The following is a 19,153-nucleotide window of genomic DNA, read 5'->3' as shown; positions in this document are numbered from 1 at the left end:
CTGTGCGGCTACCAGGACTTGAACCTGGGGCCTCTTCCTTATCAGGGAAGCGCTCTAACCGTCTGAGCTATAGCCGCGCGTTCGCTGCACCGAAAGATTAGCGCACTTCAGAGGCGTTCCCAAAATCGGTTCGGGGAGCCTCCCGAACGCCCTCCCGGAGGGGATCACTCGTCCTCGGCGAGGGTGAGCTCCACACCGCCGACGAAGCCCGCCGACAGGTTGTAGATGAACGCGCCGAGCGTGGCCAGCGCGGTCGCCAGCACCACATCGATCACCGCGATGATCGACGTGAACAGCAGCACCCGCGGCAGCGACAGGAACGACTGCAGATCGAAGCCCGCGCCGTCACTGGAGCCGGTGGCCTCGCTGATCGTCCCGCCGACCGTGGAGAAGACGCCCATCGCGTTCATGACCATCCACAGCACCGCGGCGGCCACGACCGTGCAGATGCCCAGCGCGATGGAGAGCAGAAAGCTGACCTTCATGACCGACCACGGATCGGCGCGCGCCACCCGCAGCCGGGCCTTGCGGGTCCGCGGGGCCGTACGGGCGCCCGTACGCGGCCGGCGCACCGCCTGCCCGCCGCCCTGCCCACCGCCGGTGGGATACGCCTGAGGCGGCTGGTACGGCTGCTGGGAGCCGCCCTCTGCCTGCCCCTGGGGCTGCTGCCGGGGCTGTGGCTGCGGCTGACGGGTATCGGTCACGGGTCCCCCCTGGTGCGAGCCCTCGTCACGGGGGCCGGTGTCAGAAACGGCGGAGCCACGGGCGCTGTCATCCGTCACGGTTGCGGGTCCGGACGGGGAGTCCTTCTCGGCTCCCGATCCACCCGCCGCAGCGCCCGTGGCTCCACTCACGACCTACTCCTCGTGCTACTCCGCCGCGGGCTGCTCGCCCTCGGCCTCCGTCGGCACGGTCTCCTCGGCCGCGTCGGCCTCGTCGGGCATGTCGCCCCCGTCGACCTCTTCGGCTTCACGACCGGCCTCGGCGTTCCGTGCGATGCCGACGACGGCATCACGCTTGCCCAGGTTGATCAGTTGAACGCCCATGGTGTCACGGCCGGTCTCACGGACTCCGTTGACCCGCGTACGGATCACGCCACCGCTGAGCGTGATCGCGAGGATCTCGTCGGTCGCCTCGACGACCAGCGCTCCGACCAGCGAGCCCCGGTCCTCCACGATCTTGGCGGCCTTGATGCCCAGGCCGCCGCGGCCCTGGACGCGGTACTCGTCGACCGCGGTGCGCTTGGCGTACCCGCCATCCGTGGCGGTGAAGACGAACGTCCCGGCGCGGACCACATTCATCGAGAGCAGCTCGTCGTCCGCGCGGAAGCTCATGCCCTTCACGCCGGAGGTGGCCCGGCCCATCGGGCGCAGCGCGTCGTCCGTCGCCGTGAAGCGGATGGACTGGGCCTTCTTGCTGATCAGCAGCAGGTCGTCGCTCTCCGAGACCAGCTCGGCGCCGATCAGCTCGTCGTCCGTGCCGTCCTCCTGCTCCCGCAGGTTGATCGCGATGACACCGCCGGAGCGCGGCGAGTCGTAGTCCTTGAGCGGCGTCTTCTTCACCAGGCCGGCCTTGGTGGCGAGCACCAGATACGGCGTGGCCTCGTAGTCGCGGATCGCCAGGATCTGCGCGATCTGCTCGTCCGGCTGGAAGGCGAGGAGATTGGCCACATGCTGACCCCGCGCGTCCCGCCCCGCGTCGGGGAGTTCGTACGCCTTGGCGCGGTAGACCCGGCCCTTGTTCGTGAAGAACAGCAGCCAGTGGTGGGTCGTGGAGACGAAGAAGTGGTCGACGATGTCGTCTTCCTTGAGCTTCGTGCCCCGTACGCCCTTGCCGCCGCGCTTCTGCGAGCGGTAGTCGTCGGTCTTCGTCCGCTTCACATAGCCGCCACGGGAGATCGTGACGACGATGTCCTCCTCGGCGATCAGGTCCTCGATGGACATGTCGCCCTCGAAGGGCACCAGCTTGCTGCGCCGGTCGTCGCCGAACTTCTCGACGATCGCGGCGAGTTCCTCGCTGATGATCTGGCGCTGCCGCTCCGGGGAGGCCAGGATCGCGTTGTACTCGCCGATCTTGCGCTGCAGCTCGTCGTGCTCGGAGGTGATCTTCTGGCGCTCCAGGGCGGCCAGCCGGCGCAGCTGCATCTCCAGGATCGCGTTCGCCTGGATCTCGTCGATGGTCAGCAGGCCCATCAGGCCCTCGCGCGCCACCTCGACCGTCTCACTGCGCCGGATCAGCGCGATGACCTCGTCGATGGCGTCCAGCGCCTTGAGCAGACCGCGCAGGATGTGCGCCCGCTCCTCGGCCTTGCGCAGCCGGAACTTCGTCCGGCGGACGATGACCTCGACCTGGTGCGTCACCCAGTTGCGGATGAATGCGTCCAGCGACAGCGTGCGCGGCACCCCGTCGACCAGGGCGAGCATGTTCGCGCCGAAGTTCGACTGCAGATCGGTGTGCTTGTAGAGGTTGTTGAGGACGACCTTGGCGACCGCGTCCCGCTTGAGGACGATCACCAGGCGCTGGCCCGTACGCGAGGAGGTCTCGTCGCGGACGTCCGCGATGCCGCCGATCTTGCCGTCCTTGACCAGGTCGGCGATCTTCTGCGCGAGGTTGTCCGGGTTGGTCTGGTACGGCAGCTCCGTGACCACCAGGCACTGGCGGTTCTGGATCTCCTCGACGGCGACCACGGCACGCATCGTGATGGAACCGCGGCCGGTGCGGTACGCCTCCTCGATGCCCTTGCGGCCCACGACCAGCGCGCCGGTGGGGAAGTCGGGGCCCTTGATGCGCTCCATCAGCGCGTCCAGCAGCTCCTCGCTGGAGGCCTCGGGGTGCTCCAGCGCCCACTGGGCGCCGGCCGCGACCTCACGCAGGTTGTGCGGCGGGATGTTGGTGGCCATGCCGACCGCGATACCGGCCGAGCCGTTGATCAGCAGGTTGGGGAAGCGCGCCGGCAGGACCGTCGGCTCCTGGTTACGGCCGTCGTAGTTGTCCTGGAAGTCGACGGTCTCCTCGTCGATGTCCCGGAGCATCTCCATCGACAGCTGCTTCATCTTGCACTCGGTGTACCGCATGGCCGCGGCCGGGTCGTTGCCCGGAGAACCGAAGTTGCCGTTGGAGTCCACCAGCGGCATCCGCATCGACCACGGCTGCGCCAGGCGCACCAGGGCGTCGTAGATGGAGGAGTCGCCGTGCGGGTGGTACGTACCCATGACGTCGCCGACGACGCGGGCGCACTTGTAGAAGCCCTTTTCGGGGCGGTAGCCGCCGTCGTACATCGCGTACAGCACCCGGCGGTGCACCGGCTTGAGGCCGTCACGCACATCGGGCAGCGCACGCGAGACGATGACGGACATCGCGTAGTCGAGGTAGGAGCGCTGCATCTCCGTTTCGAGCCCGACGGGCTCGACACGCATCCCCACGCCTTCGATGGCGGCGGGCGCGCCCTCGGCGGTCACGCCGTCCGGGGTCACAGGGGGGTTCTCGTCGGCCATGGTGGTTCAAAGTCCTTTCGAGCTGCGGCTGTTGTTCGGGCCGACAGGGCTCAGATGTCGAGGAAGCGGACGTCCTTGGCGTTGCGCTGGATGAACGAGCGGCGCGCCTCGACGTCCTCGCCCATCAGCACGGAGAACAGGTCGTCCGCACGGGCCGCGTCGTCCAGCGAGACCTGACCGAGGACCCGGTGGTCGATGTCCATGGTCGTGATGCGCAGCTCCTCGGCGTTCATCTCACCGAGACCCTTGAACCGCTGGATCGAGTCCTCGCGGATCCGCTTGCCGTTCTGCTTGCCGAGTTCGATCAGCGCGTCCCGCTCCGTGTCGGAGTAGGCGTACTCGAAGTCGTCCCGGCCCCACTTGATCTTGTACAGCGGCGGGCGGGAGAGGTAGACGTGCCCCGCCTCGACCAGCGGCCGCATGAAGCGGAAGAGGAAGGTGAGCAGCAGGGTGTTGATGTGCTGACCGTCGACGTCGGCGTCCGCCATCAGGATGATCTTGTGATAGCGGAGCTTCGCGATGTCGAAGTCCTCGTGCACGCCCGTGCCGAACGCCGAGATCAGTGCCTGGACCTCGTTGTTCTGCAGGATCTTGTCGACCCTGGCCTTCTCGACGTTGAGGATCTTGCCTCGGATCGGCAGGATCGCCTGGTACTCCGGGTTACGGCCGGACTTGGCCGAGCCGCCGGCGGAGTCACCCTCGACGATGAAGATCTCGCACTTCTCGGGGTCGTTGGACTGGCAGTCGCTCAGCTTGCCCGGCAGCGACGCCGTCTCCAGCAGGCCCTTGCGGCGGGTCAGATCGCGCGCCTTACGGGCCGCCACGCGGGCGGTCGCCGCCTGGATGCCCTTGCGGATGATGTCCGCGGCCTCGTTGGGGTTGCGGTCCAGCCAGTCCGTGAGGTTCTCGTGGACGACCTTCTGCACAAAGGTCTTGGCCTCGGTGTTGCCCAGCTTCGTCTTGGTCTGGCCCTCGAACTGCGGCTCGCCGAGCTTGACCGAGATGATCGCCGTCAGACCCTCGCGGATGTCTTCACCCGTGAGGTTGTCGTCCTTCTCCCGCAGCAGCTTCTTGTCGCGCGCATAGCGGTTGATCAGGCCCGTCAGCGCGGCGCGGAAGCCCTCTTCGTGGGTGCCGCCCTCATGGGTGTGGATGGTGTTCGCGAAGCTGTAGACACCCTCGCTGTACTGGGTGTTCCACTGCATCGCGAGCTCGACCGAGAGCAGCCGCTCCCTGTCCTCGGCCTCCACGCTGATGACGGTGGGGTGCACCAGCTCGCCCTTGCGGGAGTTGAGGTACTTCACGAAGTCGACGATGCCGCCCTCGTAGTGGTACCGCACCGAGAGCGGCTTGCCCTCCTCGTCCACATGGTCCGCGCGCTCGTCCGTCAGCGAGATCGTCAGGCCCTTGTTGAGGAACGCCATCTCCTGGAGGCGCCGGGAGAGCGTCTCGAAGGAGTACTCGGTCGTCTCGAAGATGTCCGGGTCCGCCCAGAACGTGACGCAGGTGCCCGTGGTGTCGACGGCCTCGTTCTTCGCCAGCGGAGCCGTCGGCACCCCCAGCTTGTAGTCCTGCGTCCACCGGTAGCCGTCGCTCCGGACCTCGACCGAGACCCTGCTCGACAGCGCGTTGACGACCGAGACACCGACGCCGTGCAGACCACCGGAGACGGCATAGCCGCCACCGCCGAACTTGCCGCCCGCATGCAGGACGGTCATCACGACCTCGACGGCCGGCTTGCCCTCCGAAGGCACGATGCCGACGGGGATGCCGCGACCGTTGTCGATCACGCGCACGCCACCGTCGGGCAGGATCGTCACCTCGATGGTGTCGGCGTGACCCGCCATCGCCTCGTCGACGGAGTTGTCGACGACCTCTTGCACGAGGTGGTGCAGACCACGCTCGCCCGTCGAGCCGATGTACATGCCAGGGCGCTTACGGACCGCGTCCAAGCCCTCAAGGACGGTGATCGCGCTGGCGTCGTACGACTTCTCCACCGAGGAGTCGCCCATGGCGCCGGCAGGAACCCCCTCTTCAGTAGAAGCTGTGTTGTTCTCGTTGAGGTCGCCGGAGTCGGCCACGAAGCGCCCTTTCTGGCACAGCACGAGCCCTTCCGCGCCTGTGGGGATCACCCCTGGGAGGACAGGCGGGAGCGGCTACGTCGTTCGACATGTTCCGCGAGTGGGCGGGATTGCCACCAGTCTACCGGTAGCGCCGACACTCATGGGGGTTTGCAGGCACCTGAGTCGTCATGTGCCGCCCTGAACTGGCGTCCGCCGACTCCCCATATCCGAGAAGGGGCCTCAGGACGCTCACACGGGCACTCAGCGCTTCCGGCTGTCAACCGGCGGCTACCGTGAGCGGAGTCGCACCCGCCTCACCCGTATAAGGAGGCCCGAGGGCTCAGCCGTAGGTGTCGCCCGGGCCCTTGCTTCCCGGTGCCCGCAGCGATCCGTAACGGCGCGCGGGGCCACCGGGACCCAGCACCTTGAGCATCTTCACGGTGCCGTGGCCCAGGTCCTCGTTGAGGCGGGCCACCAGCGTCGGGGCCAGCAGCCGCAGCTGCGTCGCCCAGGCCGTCGAATCGCACTGGACGGTCAGGACGCGGGCGTCCTCGTCGTACTTCTGCGGCTCACAGTGCTGCGCCACCTCGGGCCCGACCAGCTGCGGCCAGCGCCCCATCACCCCGCCGACCGCCGCCGGGGTCTCCCAGCCGCGCTCCGTGATCAGCCGGTTGATCGCCGCACCGAGCGGCAGCGGATCGCGGCCGTCGGCCCGCGCACCCGAGCGCAGCCCGCCGCGTCTGGCCTGCTTCTTCTGCTGCGCGGCCGCGCCCCGCGCACGCGCCTGCTCCTTGGCGGCCACCAGCGCCTGCCGGGCCAGATCCACACCGGAGAGCTCAGGGGACGGCTTGGCGCCGTCGGGCTGCTCCTCGCTCACGGAGTCACCTTCTCCGCGGCGCCGTCGGACACCGCATAGCGCACCCCGGCCAGAACGCCCGGCACATCGTCGTCCACGGCGGCCGTCACCAGCACCTGCTCGCCCGGGGCCACCAGCTCCGCCAGCCGCTCGCGGCGCCGCGTGTCCAGCTCGGCGAAGACGTCGTCGAGCACGAGCACCGGCTCATTGCCCTCGGCGCGCAGCAGGTCGTACGAGGCCAGCCGCAGCGCCAGCGCATACGACCAGGACTCGCCATGGCTGGCGTACCCCTTCGCCGGGAGCTGCCCCAGCTTGAGCACCAGATCGTCGCGGTGCGGGCCGACCAGCGTCACCCCGCGCTCGATCTCTCCCTTACGGGCCTCGCCGAGCGCCGCCAGCAGCACCCCGTACAGCTCCTCACGGGTCGAGGCGGCGGCCATCGCCTCGCCCGCCGAACCGCGGTACTCCAGCGCCAGCGGCCCGCCGCCCGGCGCCAGCTGCTCATAGGCCTTGTCCGCGAGCGGCTGCAGCGCGGCGATCAGATCGAGCCGCTGCGCCAGCAGCTCGGCGCCCGCGCGTGCCAGATGCTGGTCCCACACGTCCAGCGTCGACAGATCCATCTGCCGCCCGCCGTGCCTGCGCGCCAACGCGGCGGTTTTCAACAGGGTGTTGCGCTGCTTGAGGACACGCTCGTAGTCCGAGCGCACCCCCGCCATCCGCGGCGAACGCAAGGTGATCAGCTCGTCCAGGAACCGCCGTCGCTCCCCCGGATCGCCCTTGACCAGCGCCAGGTCCTCCGGCGCGAACAGCACCGTCCGGACGATCCCCAGCACATCCCGTGGCCTGACCTGGGAGGACCGGTTGATCCTGGCGCGGTTGGCCTTGCCGGGGTTGATCTCCAGCTCGACCAGCTGCTGCCGCTCACTCTGGACGACCGCGGCCCGGATGATCGCCCGCTCGGCGCCCATCCGCACCAGCGGGGCATCCGAGGAGACCCGGTGGCTGCCGAGCGTGGCGAGATAGCCGACCGCCTCGACCAGATTGGTCTTGCCCTGCCCGTTGGGGCCCACGAAGGCCGTGACGCCCGGGTCGAGCGGAACCTCGACCCGGGCGTACGAGCGGAAGTCGGCAAGGGACAGATGCGATACGTGCATGGCTGGACGCCGACCTCCCCCGGCTCTTGCTGCCTGTTACTTCTGCGGTGCTTGCTGCTTTTGCTACTTCTTGTTCTCGACCGCGTGGCCACCGAACTGGTTGCGCAGCGCGGCGATCATCTTCATCTGCGGGGAGTCGTCCTGACGGGACCCGAACCGCGCGAAGAGCGAGGCCGTGATCGCGGGCAGCGGCACGGCGTTGTCGATGGCGGCCTCGACCGTCCAGCGGCCCTCACCGGAATCGGCGGAGAAGCCGCGCAGCTTCTCCAGGTGCTCGTCGTCGTCGAGTGCGTTGACGGCCAGGTCGAGCAGCCAGGAACGGATGACCGTGCCCGCCTGCCACGAGCGGAAGACCTCCCGCACGTCCGTGACGGAGTCGACCTTCTCCAGCAGCTCCCAGCCCTCGGCGTAGGCCTGCATCATGGCGTACTCGATGCCGTTGTGGACCATCTTCGCGAAGTGGCCGGCGCCGACCTTGCCGGCGTGCACCGAGCCGAACTCCCCCTCGGGCTTGAGGGCGTCGAAGATCGGCTGCACCTTGGCGACATCGTCCTTGTCGCCGCCGTACATCAGGGCATAGCCGTTCTCCAGGCCCCAGACGCCGCCGGAGACACCGCAGTCGACGAAGCCGATGCCCTTGGCCTTCAGCTCCTCGGCGTGCTTCTCGTCATCGGTCCAGCGGGAGTTGCCGCCGTCCACGACGATGTCGCCCGGCGAGAGCAGCTCGGCCAGCTCGTCGATCGTGGACTGGGTGGCGGCACCGGCCGGCACCATGACCCAGACCACCCGCGGACCCTTGAGCTTGTCCACCAGCCCCTGAAGGCTGTTGACATCCGCCACGTCAGGGTTGCGGTCGTATCCGATGACGGTGTGGCCGGCGCGGCGAATGCGCTCACGCATATTGCCGCCCATCTTGCCGAGACCGACGAGACCGAGCTCCATCAGAGACCCTCTTTGCACGTAGTCGTTGCTGTTCGTACCCGGGTCCGAGCCTACGCCCGCAGGTCCGCGCACACCTGTGGGCTCAGCCGCTCATCAGGGACCCTTCAGCCGGTCGCCACAAGGTGTGTGGCCAGGGCGCTGTCCGGGGTCCGCCGGACAGCCGCCACCCCCGCTGTCCGGGCGTCAGCCGGAGAGCCGCACCGGCATGATCAGGTACTTGTACGCGTCGTCCGCCTCGGCGTCCTTGGCCGGCCGGCCGCTCAGCAGCGCGGGCTTGGTCGAGGTCGTGAAGGACAGCTGCGCCACCGGGGAGTCGATGGCCGACAGGCCCTCCAGGAGGAAGCCGGGGTTGAAGGCAATCGAGATGTCGTCGCCGTCCAGGTCGGAGTCCACCCTCTCCACAGCCTGTGCATCGTCGCTGGAGCCGGCCTCCAGAATCAGCACACCCTGCTCGAAGCTCAGCCGGACCGGGGTGTTCCGCTCTGCCACCAGCGCCACACGCTTGACGGCCTCGACGAACGGGGCGGTCTCGATCACGGCGACCGAATTGAACTCGGTCGGGAAGAGCGTGCGGTACTTCGGCAGGTCGCCTTCCAGCAGACGCGTCGTCGTCCGCCGCCCGGCGCCCTCGAAACCGATCAGGCCCTCGCCCTGGCCGGAGCCGGACAGCGCGAGCGTGACGGTGTCGCCGCTGCTCAGGGACTTGGCGGTGTCCAGCAGCGTCTTCGCGGGGACCAGCGCGACCGCGGAGGCGTCCGGGCTCTCCGGCTTCCACAGGAACTCACGCACCGCGAAGCGGTAACGGTCGGTGGAGGCCAGGGTGACGGTGTCGCCCTCGATCTCGATCCGTACGCCGGTGAGCACCGGAAGGGTGTCGTCACGGCCGGCGGCGATGGCGACCTGGGCGGCGGCCGCGGCGAAGACCTCACCGGGGACGGTGCCGGTGGCGGTGGGCATCGTGGGCAGGGACGGGTACTCCTCCACAGGAAGCGTGTGGAGGGTGAACCGCGAGGAGCCGCAGACGACGGTCACTCGTACACCGTCGGTGGAAATCTCCACCGGGCGGTTGGGGAGCGCACGGCAGATGTCGGCGAGCAGCCGGCCGGAGACGAGGACCGTGCCCTCCTCTTCCACCTCTGCTTCCACCGAGACCCGCGCGGAGACCTCGTAGTCGAAGCCGGAGAGGCTCAGCGCGCCGTCCTCCGCCTTCAGCAGCAGGCCCGCGAGGACGGGCACCGGCGGACGGGCCGGGAGGCTCTTGGCCGCCCAGGCCACTGCCTCCGCGAGTACATCGCGCTCCACCCGGATCTTCACCGGAAACCGCCTCCTGCTGTTGCTGGCTCTCGCCCTGCTGGCCTTCGTCGTCGGCTGGGTTGCCGGAGACCAGTCTGACGCACGCCACCGACAGTCGGTGCGGCTCGGGGTCAAGTCGGCTCGGCCGATGTCGGACGCCCGGCGGCCAACTTGTGCACAGGCCCCGTTTCCGAACGAGTTCCCCGGTAGATATCCGTGGTCGTAGTAGTAGGGGTTGTGGAAACCGTGGACAACTGCTTTTGCGCAGGTCAACGCGGCTTTTTTGTCCACTGCCCCTGTGGGTGGCGGTCGTGGAAAAGCCGGCGGTTCTGTGGACCGCCGGAAGTTCTGCACACCCGATGCACAGGAGACAGGCACTTCTCCCCAGCGCCGTCCCCAGCTTTACCCACGTTCCCCACAGCCCAACCGACCACCTTGGTGTGACCGCTTTCACTCGGCCCGGTGAGAGCGGGTGTTGCGTTGCCGAACAGTGGACAGCGGTGTGGAGAAGCTGGGGATTGCTGGGGACAACAGCGGCTTGCCTGTGGGCGGGCGGTGGACAAGACGCGGCCCCTCCTGTGGACGAAATCTCTGTCCACACCCTGTGGAGGAGAGTTGGCCACAAATCCACACGCTGCTGACCTCCTCCGATGCCCCGTCAGAACATCGGCCTGTGGATCCCACAGGGATAACTTTCCCCTCCCCAGGATGTGGACGGAAGAATCTTGCCCAATCTGGGGAGGGAGACCGTGACCAGCCGCGGAATCGAACACCGCAGACGTACTCCACAGGTTTGGGATGGCGGCGGGGCGGATCGGAGTGGGGACGGGCAGGGCTCAGGAGAGTCTCCGGACCGGCTCGGGAGAGGTGCGCGACGCGTTCAGGAGCGCTCGGGACGGCTCGCTCGACGGCCTGCAGGGCGCGGGGAGGCACGGGCAGACGCCGGCGCTTCGCCGAACGGCCCGGTACGACGAAGGGCGCTCCCGGAGCGGGTCCGGAGCGCCCTCGGACGTCCTGCGGTGGCCGGCGAATCAGCGGTGGCCGGCCTCAGCCGTTCTTGATGCGGTTGGTCAGCTCGGTGACCTGGTTGTAGATCGAGCGACGCTCGGCCATCAACGCGCGGATCTTGCGGTCGGCGTGCATCACGGTCGTGTGGTCCCGGCCGCCGAACTGCGCGCCGATCTTCGGCAGCGAGAGATCGGTCAGCTCGCGGCACAGATACATCGCGATCTGGCGGGCGGTGACCAGCACCCGGCTGCGCGAGGAGCCGCACAGGTCGTCGATGGTCAGCCCGAAGTAGTCGGCGGTCGACGCCATGATCGCGGCCGCGGTGATCTCCGGCGCGGCATCCTCGCCCCCGGGGATCAGATCCTTCAGCACGATCTCGGTCAGCCCCAGGTCCACCGGCTGCCGGTTGAGCGAGGCGAACGCCGTGACCCGGATCAGCGCGCCCTCCAGCTCACGGATGTTGCGTGAGATCCGGGACGCGATGAACTCCAGCACCTCCGGCGGCGCATTCAGCTGCTCCTGGACCGCCTTCTTGCGCAGAATCGCGATCCGGGTCTCCAGCTCGGGCGGCTGGACGTCGGTGATCAGGCCCCACTCGAAGCGGTTGCGCAGCCGGTCCTCCAGGGTGACCAGCTGCTTGGGCGGCCGGTCACTGGAGAGCACGATCTGCTTGTTCGCGTTGTGCAGCGTGTTGAAGGTGTGGAAGAACTCCTCCTGCGTCGACTCCTTGCTCGCCAGGAACTGGATGTCGTCGACCAGCAGGATGTCCATGTCGCGGTAGCGCTTGCGGAACGCGTCCGCCTTGCCGTCCCGGATGGAGTTGATGAACTCGTTGGTGAACTCCTCCGAGCTCACGTACCGCACCCGGGTGCCGGGGTACAGGCTCCGCGCGTAGTGCCCGATCGCATGCAGCAGATGGGTCTTGCCGAGACCTGATTCCCCGTAGATGAACAGCGGGTTGTACGCCTTGGCCGGCGCCTCGGCGACGGCGACCGCGGCGGCGTGCGCAAAGCGGTTCGAGGCACCGATGACGAAGGTGTCGAAGAGGTACTTCGGGTTCAGCCGCGCGGTCGGCTCACCGGGGCCGGTGGCCGGCGCGGGCTGCGCGGCGAGCGGGCTGGGCGCACCGCTGGGCGCGGGAAGCACGGCGCCGGGGCCGGAGCCGGGAACGCCCGAGCGGCCGTTGTGCCCGCCGGGCTGATGCTCGGAGAGGCCGCGGCGCGGCTGGTCATAAGGAGAGCGACCGTCCGAGTGCTGCGGCGGCCCGCTGCGGTCGGGCGCCTGCCCGCGGTAGTCGTTCTGCCGCGGCTGATGCTGCGATACATGGGACGACGGGGAGGCGTAGGGGTCGCGCTCGGGGAAGCCGCCGAGGTGCTGCTGCTGCCAGCCGTAGTCCTCGCGCGGGCCGGGGCCGCCGGCCATACCGGAGGAGTGCTGCGGCCAGCTTCCGGGCTCGTGCCGGGGCTGCTGGTAGTCCGGATAGGCGGGGCGGACGCCGGGCAGATCGTCGCCCTGGTGTCCGTAGCCCTGCCGGTTGTCGTGACGGCTGTCATGGCGGTTGTCGTGCCGCGCTTCGTAGCCGTCGTAGGCATCGTGCTGCTGCTGTGACTGATGCGACTGCTGATGGTGCGGAGCGTGCTGCTGAGGCGCCTGGTGCTGGGGCGCGGGCGGTGCGGACTGCGCCGGGAGCTCCTCGGCGGAGTCGTCAACGGTGATCGCGATCCGGATCGGGCGGCCGCACTCATGGCTGAGGGCCTCCCCGATCAGCGGCGCCAGCCGACCTTCGAGCACACCCTTGGCGAACTCATTGGGGACGGCGAGCAGCGCGGTGTCGGCGACCAGCGCCAGCGGCTGGGTGCGCTTGAGCCAGTCCTGGTCCTTGGGCTTGAGCCCGTCGGCCTCCGCGCGAAGGAGATGGTCGAGCACGCGCGGCCACACTGCGGCAAGATCGGCAGGTACATCAGCCACGGGGCACGCTCTCTCAGCAGTCCCACGAATGTGTGATTCTCAGGACGGGCGGGAAGGAATCGGAGTTCAGCCACGGTAGTCAGGGCGGGCCTGGTGATTCAAGTTGTTGTCCACAGGCTGTGCATAGTGTGTCCTGACAAGGGGTCCGTGAGCGCTGCCGAGAAGCCGGTTTGACCGGATGGCGTAGCCGCGCGTACCGTGACCAGGTCGAGTTGTCGATGGCTGCTGCCGCCTGCCTCCGATGGGCAAAGATCACGTTTAAGTGGTCGTGTAGCGGTGCACTTAGGCGTTGCGAGCTACTCGTGGGCGCACGGTGACAGCCAGTCGACGCCCCACATCTGTCTCTCTTGAGACAACAAGCATTCCTGGAGCCCCCGAGTGAGCAAGCGCACCTTCCAGCCGAACAACCGCCGCCGCGCGAAGACCCACGGCTTCCGTCTGCGCATGCGGACCCGCGCCGGCCGCGCGATTCTCGCGTCCCGCCGTGGCAAGGGCCGCTCCAGCCTGTCGGCCTGAGCAGCCTGAACCTAGGTCCATGACGTGCTGCCTACCGAGAATCGGCTGAGGCGGCGCGAGGACTTTGCGACCGCGGTACGCCGGGGACGCAGGGCCGGGCGCCCGCTCCTTGTCGTTCATTTCCGCAGTGGTGCAACGGACCCGCACGGGTCGGGGGAAAGTGTTCCCCCGGCACGTGCGGGTTTCGTCGTGAGCAAGGCAGTGGGCAACGCTGTCGTGCGCAACAAGGTCCAGCGCAGGCTTCGACATCTCGTGCGCGACCGGCTGGACCGGCTGCCCGCCGGTAGCCTGGTTGTCGTACGGGCCCTGCCCTGCGCGGGTGATGCGGATCATGACCAGCTGGCCCGCGACCTGGATGCCGCCCTTGAGCGGCTGCTGGGAGGGGTGCCGAGAGGCTGCAATCCCCCGGGGGACGCCCCCCGGAACCCCGGACGGGACCCGGGAGGGAGCGCACAGTGAAGTACCCGCTGTTGCTTTTGATCAAGATCTACCAGTGGACCATCAGCCCCCTGCTGGGACCGGTCTGCAAGTACTACCCGTCGTGCTCGCACTATGGCTACACGGCCATCGACCGGCACGGCGCGGTGAAAGGGACTGCGCTGACAGCCTGGCGCATCCTGCGATGCAATCCGTGGTCGCTCGGTGGCGTCGACCACGTCCCTCCCCGGAAGCGTCCGGTTTGGCATCAGCGGCTGAGGAGCCGCCTGGGCGGGCCCACCGTCCCTGAGCCTGTCGCCCAGCCCGAGACTCAGCCCAACGCCCAAGGAGCCTGATTCGTGGACACGATCCTCGGTCCCCTCTATATCGCTGTTTCCTGGATCATCGTCCAGTTCCACTCGCTCTACAGCCTCATCTTTGACAAGGACAGTGGCGCGGCGTGGGGTCTGTCCATCGTCTCGCTGGTGGTGCTGATCCGTATCTGCCTGATCCCGCTCTTTGTGAAGCAGATCAAGTCGACGCGGAACATGCAGGCGCTTCAGCCGAAGATGAAGGCGATCCAGGAGCGCTACAAGAACGACAAGCAGCGCCAGTCCGAAGAGATGATGAAGCTCTACAAGGAGACGGGCACCAACCCGCTCTCGAGCTGTCTCCCGATTCTGGCCCAGTCGCCGTTCTTCATCTCGCTGTACCAGGTCCTGAGCCACATCGCGCAGAACAAGACGGTCGGCGTCATCGACCAGCCGTTGCTGGAGAGCGCGCAGAAGGCGCACATCTTCGGTGCGCCGCTGGCGGCGAAGTTCATGGACAGCGCGGAGAAGATCCAGAGCCTCGGTGCTTCTGTGGTCGACGTCCGTGTGGTCACGATCATCATGATCGTCCTGATGTCGGCGTCGCAGTTCTACACGCAGCGCCAGCTGATGACCAAGAACGTCGACCTCACGGTGAAGACGCCGTTCATGCAGCAGCAGAAGATGCTGATGTACGTCTTCCCCATCATGTTCGCCGTCTTCGGCATCAACTTCCCCGTCGGTGTTCTCGTCTACTGGCTGACCACCAACGTGTGGACCATGGGCCAGCAGATGTTCGTCATCCGTCGTAACCCGACCCCGGGCAGCAAGGCCTTCGCGGAGCGCCAGGAGCGGCTGCGGGTCGCGGGCAAGATCGTCGAGGACCCGGTCGTCGTCGAGGCGAAGCAGGCCGCCGAGGAGGCGCGCCAGAACCGCCAGCAGCCCAAGCGTCAGACGAAGTCCAAGCGGCACACCGGCGGCGCTCCGGCCGGTGGTGCGGCCGGCGGTGCGCAGAACCGTACGCGTGCCGGATCCGCGTCGGGTGGCACGGACGCCGGTCAGGGTGCCGGTAAGAAGCAGTCGCTGGAGAAGAAGGACGCGCAGGAGGACAAGGAGAAGGGCGGCGCTTCCGGCTCCCGCACCACCAAGTCCGGTCAGCGCAAGGGCCAGCAGCGCCCCAAGCACCCGTCCAAGAAGTAAGAAGGAGTCCTTTCGTGACGGACACGACCCCTGCCACCAAGGGCACCGACACCCTGACCCGCCTGGAGCAGGAAGGCGAGATCGCGGCCGACTACCTCGAGGGTCTGCTGGACATCGCTGACCTCGACGGCGACATCGACATGGATGTCGAGGCCGACCGTGCCGCTGTGTCGATCATCAGTGACTCGACCGGCCGTGACCTGCAGAAGCTGGTGGGCCGCGACGGTGAGGTGCTGGAGGCGCTGCAGGAGCTGACCCGGCTGGCCGTTCACCGTGAGACCGGTGACCGCAGCCGTCTGATGCTGGACATCGCCGGCTTCCGAGCGCGTAAGCGTGAGGAGCTTGCGGAGATCGGCGCGAAGGCGGCGGAGGAGGTCAAGGGCACCGGCGAGCCGGTGAAGCTCGACCCCATGACGCCGTTCGAGCGCAAGGTCGTCCACGACGCGGTGGCGGCGGCCGGGCTCCAGAGCGAGTCCGAGGGCGAGGAGCCGCAGCGCCGAGTGGTTGTTCTCCCGGCCTGACCGCTCAGCGCTCCCGTTTTTCTTTGGCCCCGTCTGCTCGCAGGCGGGGCCAAACGTTGTCAGCGTTCTGTGTTATCCCGGGGGCGTAACCCGGGTTCCCGGCAGGAAAAGCAGTCCAAAGGAAGGGCGGTTCCCGTGACGGAGGCAGCAGCGGAGCTCCCTCCTGCGCCGAAGGCGGCGGAGGAGGTTTTCGGCGAGCGCTTTCCGGAGGCCGTGCGGTACGGCGAACTGCTCGCCGACGCCGGGGTGCGGCGGGGGCTCATCGGCCCGCGCGAGGTGCCGCGGCTGTGGGAGCGGCATCTGTTGAACTGCGCTGTGCTCTCCGAGGTGGTGCCCGAGGGCGTCTCGGTCTGCGATGTGGGATCGGGGGCCGGGCTGCCCGGTATCCCGCTGGCTCTGGTACGCCCGGACCTGAAGATCATGCTGCTGGAGCCACTGCTGCGGCGTACGAACTTCCTCCAGGAGGTCGTCGAGCTGCTCGGGCTGGACCATGTCACCGTCGTGCGCGGGCGGGCCGAAGAGGTCATGGGCAAGCTTCCCCAGGTGCATGTGGTGACGGCGCGTGCCGTCGCCCCGCTCGACCGGTTGGCCGGCTGGGGCGTTCCGCTGCTGCGTCCATACGGCGAGATGCTGGCGCTCAAGGGCGATGCGGCGGAGGAGGAGCTCAAGGGAGCCCGGGCGGCGCTGAGCAAGCTGGGTGTGGTGGAGACATCGGTGGTGCACGTGGGTGAGGGCATCGTGGATCCGCCGTCGACCGTCGTGCGGGTCGAGGTGGGCGAGAGCCCCGGCGGTGTGCGCTTCGCTGCCAAGCGGGCGAAGGCGGCGCGGGTGGGCCGTGTATCGAGGGGCCGCCGACGCTGACGCCCTGGTGCCGGAGCACTACAGGCTGGCCTCGATGGCCCGGGTGTGCCGTTCCGCAAAGAAAGGAACGGGCGAATCTCGTAAATGCCATCAAAACGACGCAAGACGGAGTGTCGCGGCTAATTCAGGCGCGACGCTGGCATCGTGTTTCACGTGAAACGTCGTTCTCTGCTGCAAGGGATCATCGACCGAGGTCGTGCGGCCGCCGCGCCGCGCGACCGTAGGCCCGCAAGGGTCAGCGAAGTATCCACAGAAGTGGATTCGTCCACAGGAGAACGGACCTCACTGGTTCACGACACCGAAAGCATGGCAGGCTCTGAACATTGCGAGCCTGATGTCGAGGAGAGTGAATCCTTGCGGTCCGACGCCAACATCGCGGGACCGATGACCGATCCGGTCCCCGGTCCCCGTAACGAGTCGTTCGGGGACGACGTTTCACGTGAAACGCCGCCCCCGATGGACGACACCCCGATCGGTCGTGCAGCTCAGCTGGCGGTAGAGGCACTTGGCCGCGCGGGTGAGGGGCTGCCCCGGCCTGAACAGACGCGGGTCATGGTGGTTGCCAACCAGAAGGGCGGGGTCGGCAAGACCACGACCACGGTGAACCTGGCAGCCTCCTTGGCCCTGCACGGAGCACGGGTTCTGGTGGTCGATCTTGATCCCCAGGGCAATGCGTCGACGGCGCTGGGGATCGACCATCACTCCGAAGTGCCTTCCATCTATGACGTACTGGTGGAGAGCAGGCCACTCTCCGACGTCGTGCAGCCGGTCGTGGATGTGGAGGGCCTGTTCTGTGCGCCCGCCACCATCGATCTGGCCGGTGCGGAGATCGAGCTGGTCTCGCTGGTGGCCCGCGAGAGCCGCCTCGACCGGGCCATCCAGGCGTATGAACAGCCGCTGGACTACATCTTCATCGACTGCCCGCCCTCGCTCGGACTGCTGACAGTGAACGCTCTGGTAGCTGGCGCCGAGGTACTGATCCCGATTCAGTGCGAGTACTACGCGCTTGAGGGGCTCGGCCAGCTGCTCCGGAACGTCGACCTGGTGCGGGGGCATCTCAACCCCAAGCTCCATGTCTCGACGATCTTGCTCACTATGTACGACGGGCGCACCCGGTTGGCCTCCCAGGTCGCCGACGAGGTGCGCAGTCACTTCGGCCACGAGGTGCTCCGTACGAGCATCCCCCGATCGGTGCGCATCTCCGAGGCCCCCAGCTATGGGCAGACGGTGCTCACCTATGACCCGGGATCCAGTGGCTCGCTTTCCTACCTCGAAGCGGCCCGAGAGATCGCGTTGCGTGGGGCCCCGCAGACCGGGGGCCAGGGCCTCAGCGTCAACTATGAAGCACAGCAGAGCATCTCGGAGGGGACTCAGTGAGCGAACGACGTAGAGGCCTGGGCCGTGGGCTCGGTGCGCTGATCCCCGCGGCACCGCAGAGCACGGACCACGCCGGGCCTGCGGGGCAGGGAGCGGCGTCACCGTCGTCCGCACCGGTCTTGGCCCCGGAGCGAGGAGTAGCGGCCGCCAAGGTGGCATCGCTGCCGACGCACGGTGTTTCACGTGAAACGGAAGCACCGGCCGGGCCGGCGGCAACGTCGGCGGGTGTCTCAGAAGTGGCAGGAGCGCACTTCGCCGAGGTGCCGCTGGACGCGATCAAGCCGAACCCGCGCCAGCCGCGTGATGTCTTCGACGAGGACGCCCTTGCCGAGCTGGTCACCTCCATCAAGGAGGTGGGCCTCCTCCAGCCGGTCGTGGTCCGGCAGACGGGACCGGGGCGGTATGAGCTCATCATGGGTGAGCGCCGCTGGCGGGCGTGCCGTGAGGCCGGCCTGGAAAAGATTCCCGCGATCGTTCGGGCCACGGACGATGAGAAGCTGCTGCTCGATGCGCTTCTGGAGAATCTCCACCGGGCACAGCTCAACCCGCTGGAAGAGGCAGCCGCCTACGACCAGTTGCTGAAGGACTTCAAGTGCACGCATGACGAGCTGGCCGACCGGATCGGGCGTTCGCGCCCGCAGGTCTCCAACACGCTGCGGCTGCTGAAGCTCTCGCCGTCCGTACAGAAGCGGCTCGCCGCAGGTGTGCTCTCCGCAGGACACGCCCGCGCTCTGCTTTCCGTGGAGGACTCGGAAGAGCAGGACCACCTCGCGCGCCGCATCGTGGCAGAGGGGCTGTCGGTCCGTTCCGTCGAGGAGATCGTGACGCTGATGGGGTCGGCCCCCCAGAGCGCGAGCAAGGCCAAGGGGCCCCGTGCGGGTACCCGGGTGTCCCCCGCGCTCACGGGTCTGGCCTCCCGGCTGTCCGACCGCTTTGAGACCCGGGTGAAGGTCGACCTGGGGCAGAAGAAGGGAAAGATCGTCGTCGAGTTCGCCTCGATAGACGATCTGGAGCGCATCCTCGGCACGCTCGCTCCTGGCGAGGGGCGTGTCCTGGGTCAGTCGCTGGCCGAGGAGAACAACGAAGAAGAGTGAGCTGATGCTCTCGGCTCCTGGGCGGGCCGTGTTCCGGAGTGCATACCGGAACACGGCCCGCCCTTTGCTCTCTTGCGG

At 67.9% G+C, this 19,153-nt stretch carries 15 protein-coding genes, 1 tRNA gene and 1 pseudogene; 8 read left to right on the top strand and 9 right to left on the bottom strand.

Going from position 1 to position 19,153, the window contains the following annotated elements; translation table 11 throughout:
- Positions 1 to 3: 3 nt before the first annotated feature.
- From ACGFWI_RS04010 to dnaA, 9 genes are all read right to left on the bottom strand, one after another.
- Positions 4 to 77 (bottom strand) — tRNA-Ile (locus ACGFWI_RS04010).
- Positions 78 to 164: 87 nt separating this feature from the next.
- Positions 165 to 854, bottom strand: coding sequence for a DUF3566 domain-containing protein (locus ACGFWI_RS04005; protein ID WP_393904308.1), 690 nt, complete (start codon positions 852 to 854; stop codon positions 165 to 167).
- Positions 855 to 869: 15 nt separating this feature from the next.
- The gene (gene gyrA, locus ACGFWI_RS04000) at positions 870 to 3,494 is read right to left on the bottom strand and encodes a DNA gyrase subunit A (protein ID WP_393904307.1); all 2,625 of its coding nucleotides are present in this window, start codon (positions 3,492 to 3,494) and stop codon (positions 870 to 872) included.
- A 50-nt stretch (positions 3,495 to 3,544) separates the two neighbouring features.
- On the bottom strand, positions 3,545 to 5,575 hold the full coding sequence (gyrB, locus tag ACGFWI_RS03995; protein WP_393904306.1) for a DNA topoisomerase (ATP-hydrolyzing) subunit B: 2,031 nt from the start codon (positions 5,573 to 5,575) through the stop codon (positions 3,545 to 3,547).
- 322 nt (positions 5,576 to 5,897) lie between these two features.
- Positions 5,898 to 6,434: a DUF721 domain-containing protein gene (locus ACGFWI_RS03990; protein WP_393904305.1), complete on the bottom strand. Its 537-nt coding sequence runs from the start codon at positions 6,432 to 6,434 to the stop codon at positions 5,898 to 5,900.
- Positions 6,431 to 7,567: a DNA replication/repair protein RecF gene (gene recF, locus ACGFWI_RS03985; protein WP_393904304.1), complete on the bottom strand. Its 1,137-nt coding sequence runs from the start codon at positions 7,565 to 7,567 to the stop codon at positions 6,431 to 6,433. The genes ACGFWI_RS03990 and recF overlap by 4 nt, the downstream gene beginning before the upstream one ends.
- 63 nt (positions 7,568 to 7,630) lie before the next feature.
- Positions 7,631 to 8,509, bottom strand: a complete 879-nt coding sequence (gene gnd, locus ACGFWI_RS03980; RefSeq protein ID WP_393904303.1) for a phosphogluconate dehydrogenase (NAD(+)-dependent, decarboxylating) — start codon at positions 8,507 to 8,509, stop codon at positions 7,631 to 7,633.
- A gap of 183 nt (positions 8,510 to 8,692) precedes the next feature.
- Positions 8,693 to 9,823: a DNA polymerase III subunit beta gene (gene dnaN / locus ACGFWI_RS03975; protein WP_393904302.1), complete on the bottom strand. Its 1,131-nt coding sequence runs from the start codon at positions 9,821 to 9,823 to the stop codon at positions 8,693 to 8,695.
- Between the two features lie 1,026 nt (positions 9,824 to 10,849).
- Positions 10,850 to 12,778 (bottom strand): chromosomal replication initiator protein DnaA, encoded by a 1,929-nt coding sequence (gene dnaA / locus ACGFWI_RS03970; protein WP_393904301.1) that lies wholly within the window; start codon positions 12,776 to 12,778, stop codon positions 10,850 to 10,852.
- A 378-nt stretch (positions 12,779 to 13,156) separates the two neighbouring features.
- On the opposite strand from dnaA, the gene rpmH reads away from it, so the two are divergent.
- From rpmH to ACGFWI_RS03930, 8 genes and pseudogenes are all read left to right on the top strand, one after another.
- Positions 13,157 to 13,294, top strand: a complete 138-nt coding sequence (gene rpmH, locus ACGFWI_RS03965; RefSeq protein WP_143940007.1) for a 50S ribosomal protein L34 — start codon at positions 13,157 to 13,159, stop codon at positions 13,292 to 13,294.
- Between the two features lie 24 nt (positions 13,295 to 13,318).
- Positions 13,319 to 13,687, top strand: a pseudogene (rnpA, locus tag ACGFWI_RS03960) (ribonuclease P protein component); the annotation flags it as partial.
- 62 nt (positions 13,688 to 13,749) lie between these two features.
- Positions 13,750 to 14,067, top strand: coding sequence for a membrane protein insertion efficiency factor YidD (gene yidD / locus ACGFWI_RS03955; protein WP_006604423.1), 318 nt, complete (start codon positions 13,750 to 13,752; stop codon positions 14,065 to 14,067).
- Positions 14,068 to 14,070: 3 nt separating this feature from the next.
- Positions 14,071 to 15,222: a membrane protein insertase YidC gene (gene yidC / locus ACGFWI_RS03950; RefSeq protein WP_393904300.1), complete on the top strand. Its 1,152-nt coding sequence runs from the start codon at positions 14,071 to 14,073 to the stop codon at positions 15,220 to 15,222.
- A 14-nt stretch (positions 15,223 to 15,236) separates the two neighbouring features.
- On the top strand, positions 15,237 to 15,743 hold the full coding sequence (locus ACGFWI_RS03945) for a R3H domain-containing nucleic acid-binding protein (RefSeq protein WP_328385702.1): 507 nt from the start codon (positions 15,237 to 15,239) through the stop codon (positions 15,741 to 15,743).
- Between the two features lie 135 nt (positions 15,744 to 15,878).
- On the top strand, positions 15,879 to 16,604 hold the full coding sequence (gene rsmG / locus ACGFWI_RS03940) for a 16S rRNA (guanine(527)-N(7))-methyltransferase RsmG (protein ID WP_393904299.1): 726 nt from the start codon (positions 15,879 to 15,881) through the stop codon (positions 16,602 to 16,604).
- Positions 16,605 to 16,910: 306 nt separating this feature from the next.
- Positions 16,911 to 17,981 (top strand): AAA family ATPase, encoded by a 1,071-nt coding sequence (locus ACGFWI_RS03935; RefSeq protein WP_393904368.1) that lies wholly within the window; start codon positions 16,911 to 16,913, stop codon positions 17,979 to 17,981.
- Entirely contained in the window at positions 17,978 to 19,075 is a 1,098-nt protein-coding gene (locus ACGFWI_RS03930; protein ID WP_393904298.1) for a ParB/RepB/Spo0J family partition protein, read from the top strand. Before ACGFWI_RS03935 ends, ACGFWI_RS03930 begins: the two co-directional genes overlap by 4 nt.
- The last annotated feature ends 78 nt before the right edge of the window (positions 19,076 to 19,153 follow it).

The organism is Streptomyces sp. NPDC048434 (assembly GCF_043200375.1).
Classification (GTDB): Bacteria; Actinomycetota; Actinomycetes; order Streptomycetales; family Streptomycetaceae; genus Streptomyces.
This window is presented reverse-complemented; position numbering and strand designations above follow the sequence as displayed.

What these genes read in the sequence shown, in the direction of transcription:
- gyrA (WP_393904307.1), bottom strand. Translation starts at nt 3,494, where the DNA reads ATGGCCGACGAGAACCCCCCTGTGACCCCGGACGGCGTGACCGCCGAG.
- recF (WP_393904304.1), bottom strand. Translation starts at nt 7,567, where the DNA reads ATGCACGTATCGCATCTGTCCCTTGCCGACTTCCGCTCGTACGCCCGG.
- gnd (WP_393904303.1), bottom strand. Translation starts at nt 8,509, where the DNA reads ATGGAGCTCGGTCTCGTCGGTCTCGGCAAGATGGGCGGCAATATGCGT.
- ACGFWI_RS03935 (WP_393904368.1), top strand. Translation starts at nt 16,911, where the DNA reads ATGGCAGGCTCTGAACATTGCGAGCCTGATGTCGAGGAGAGTGAATCC.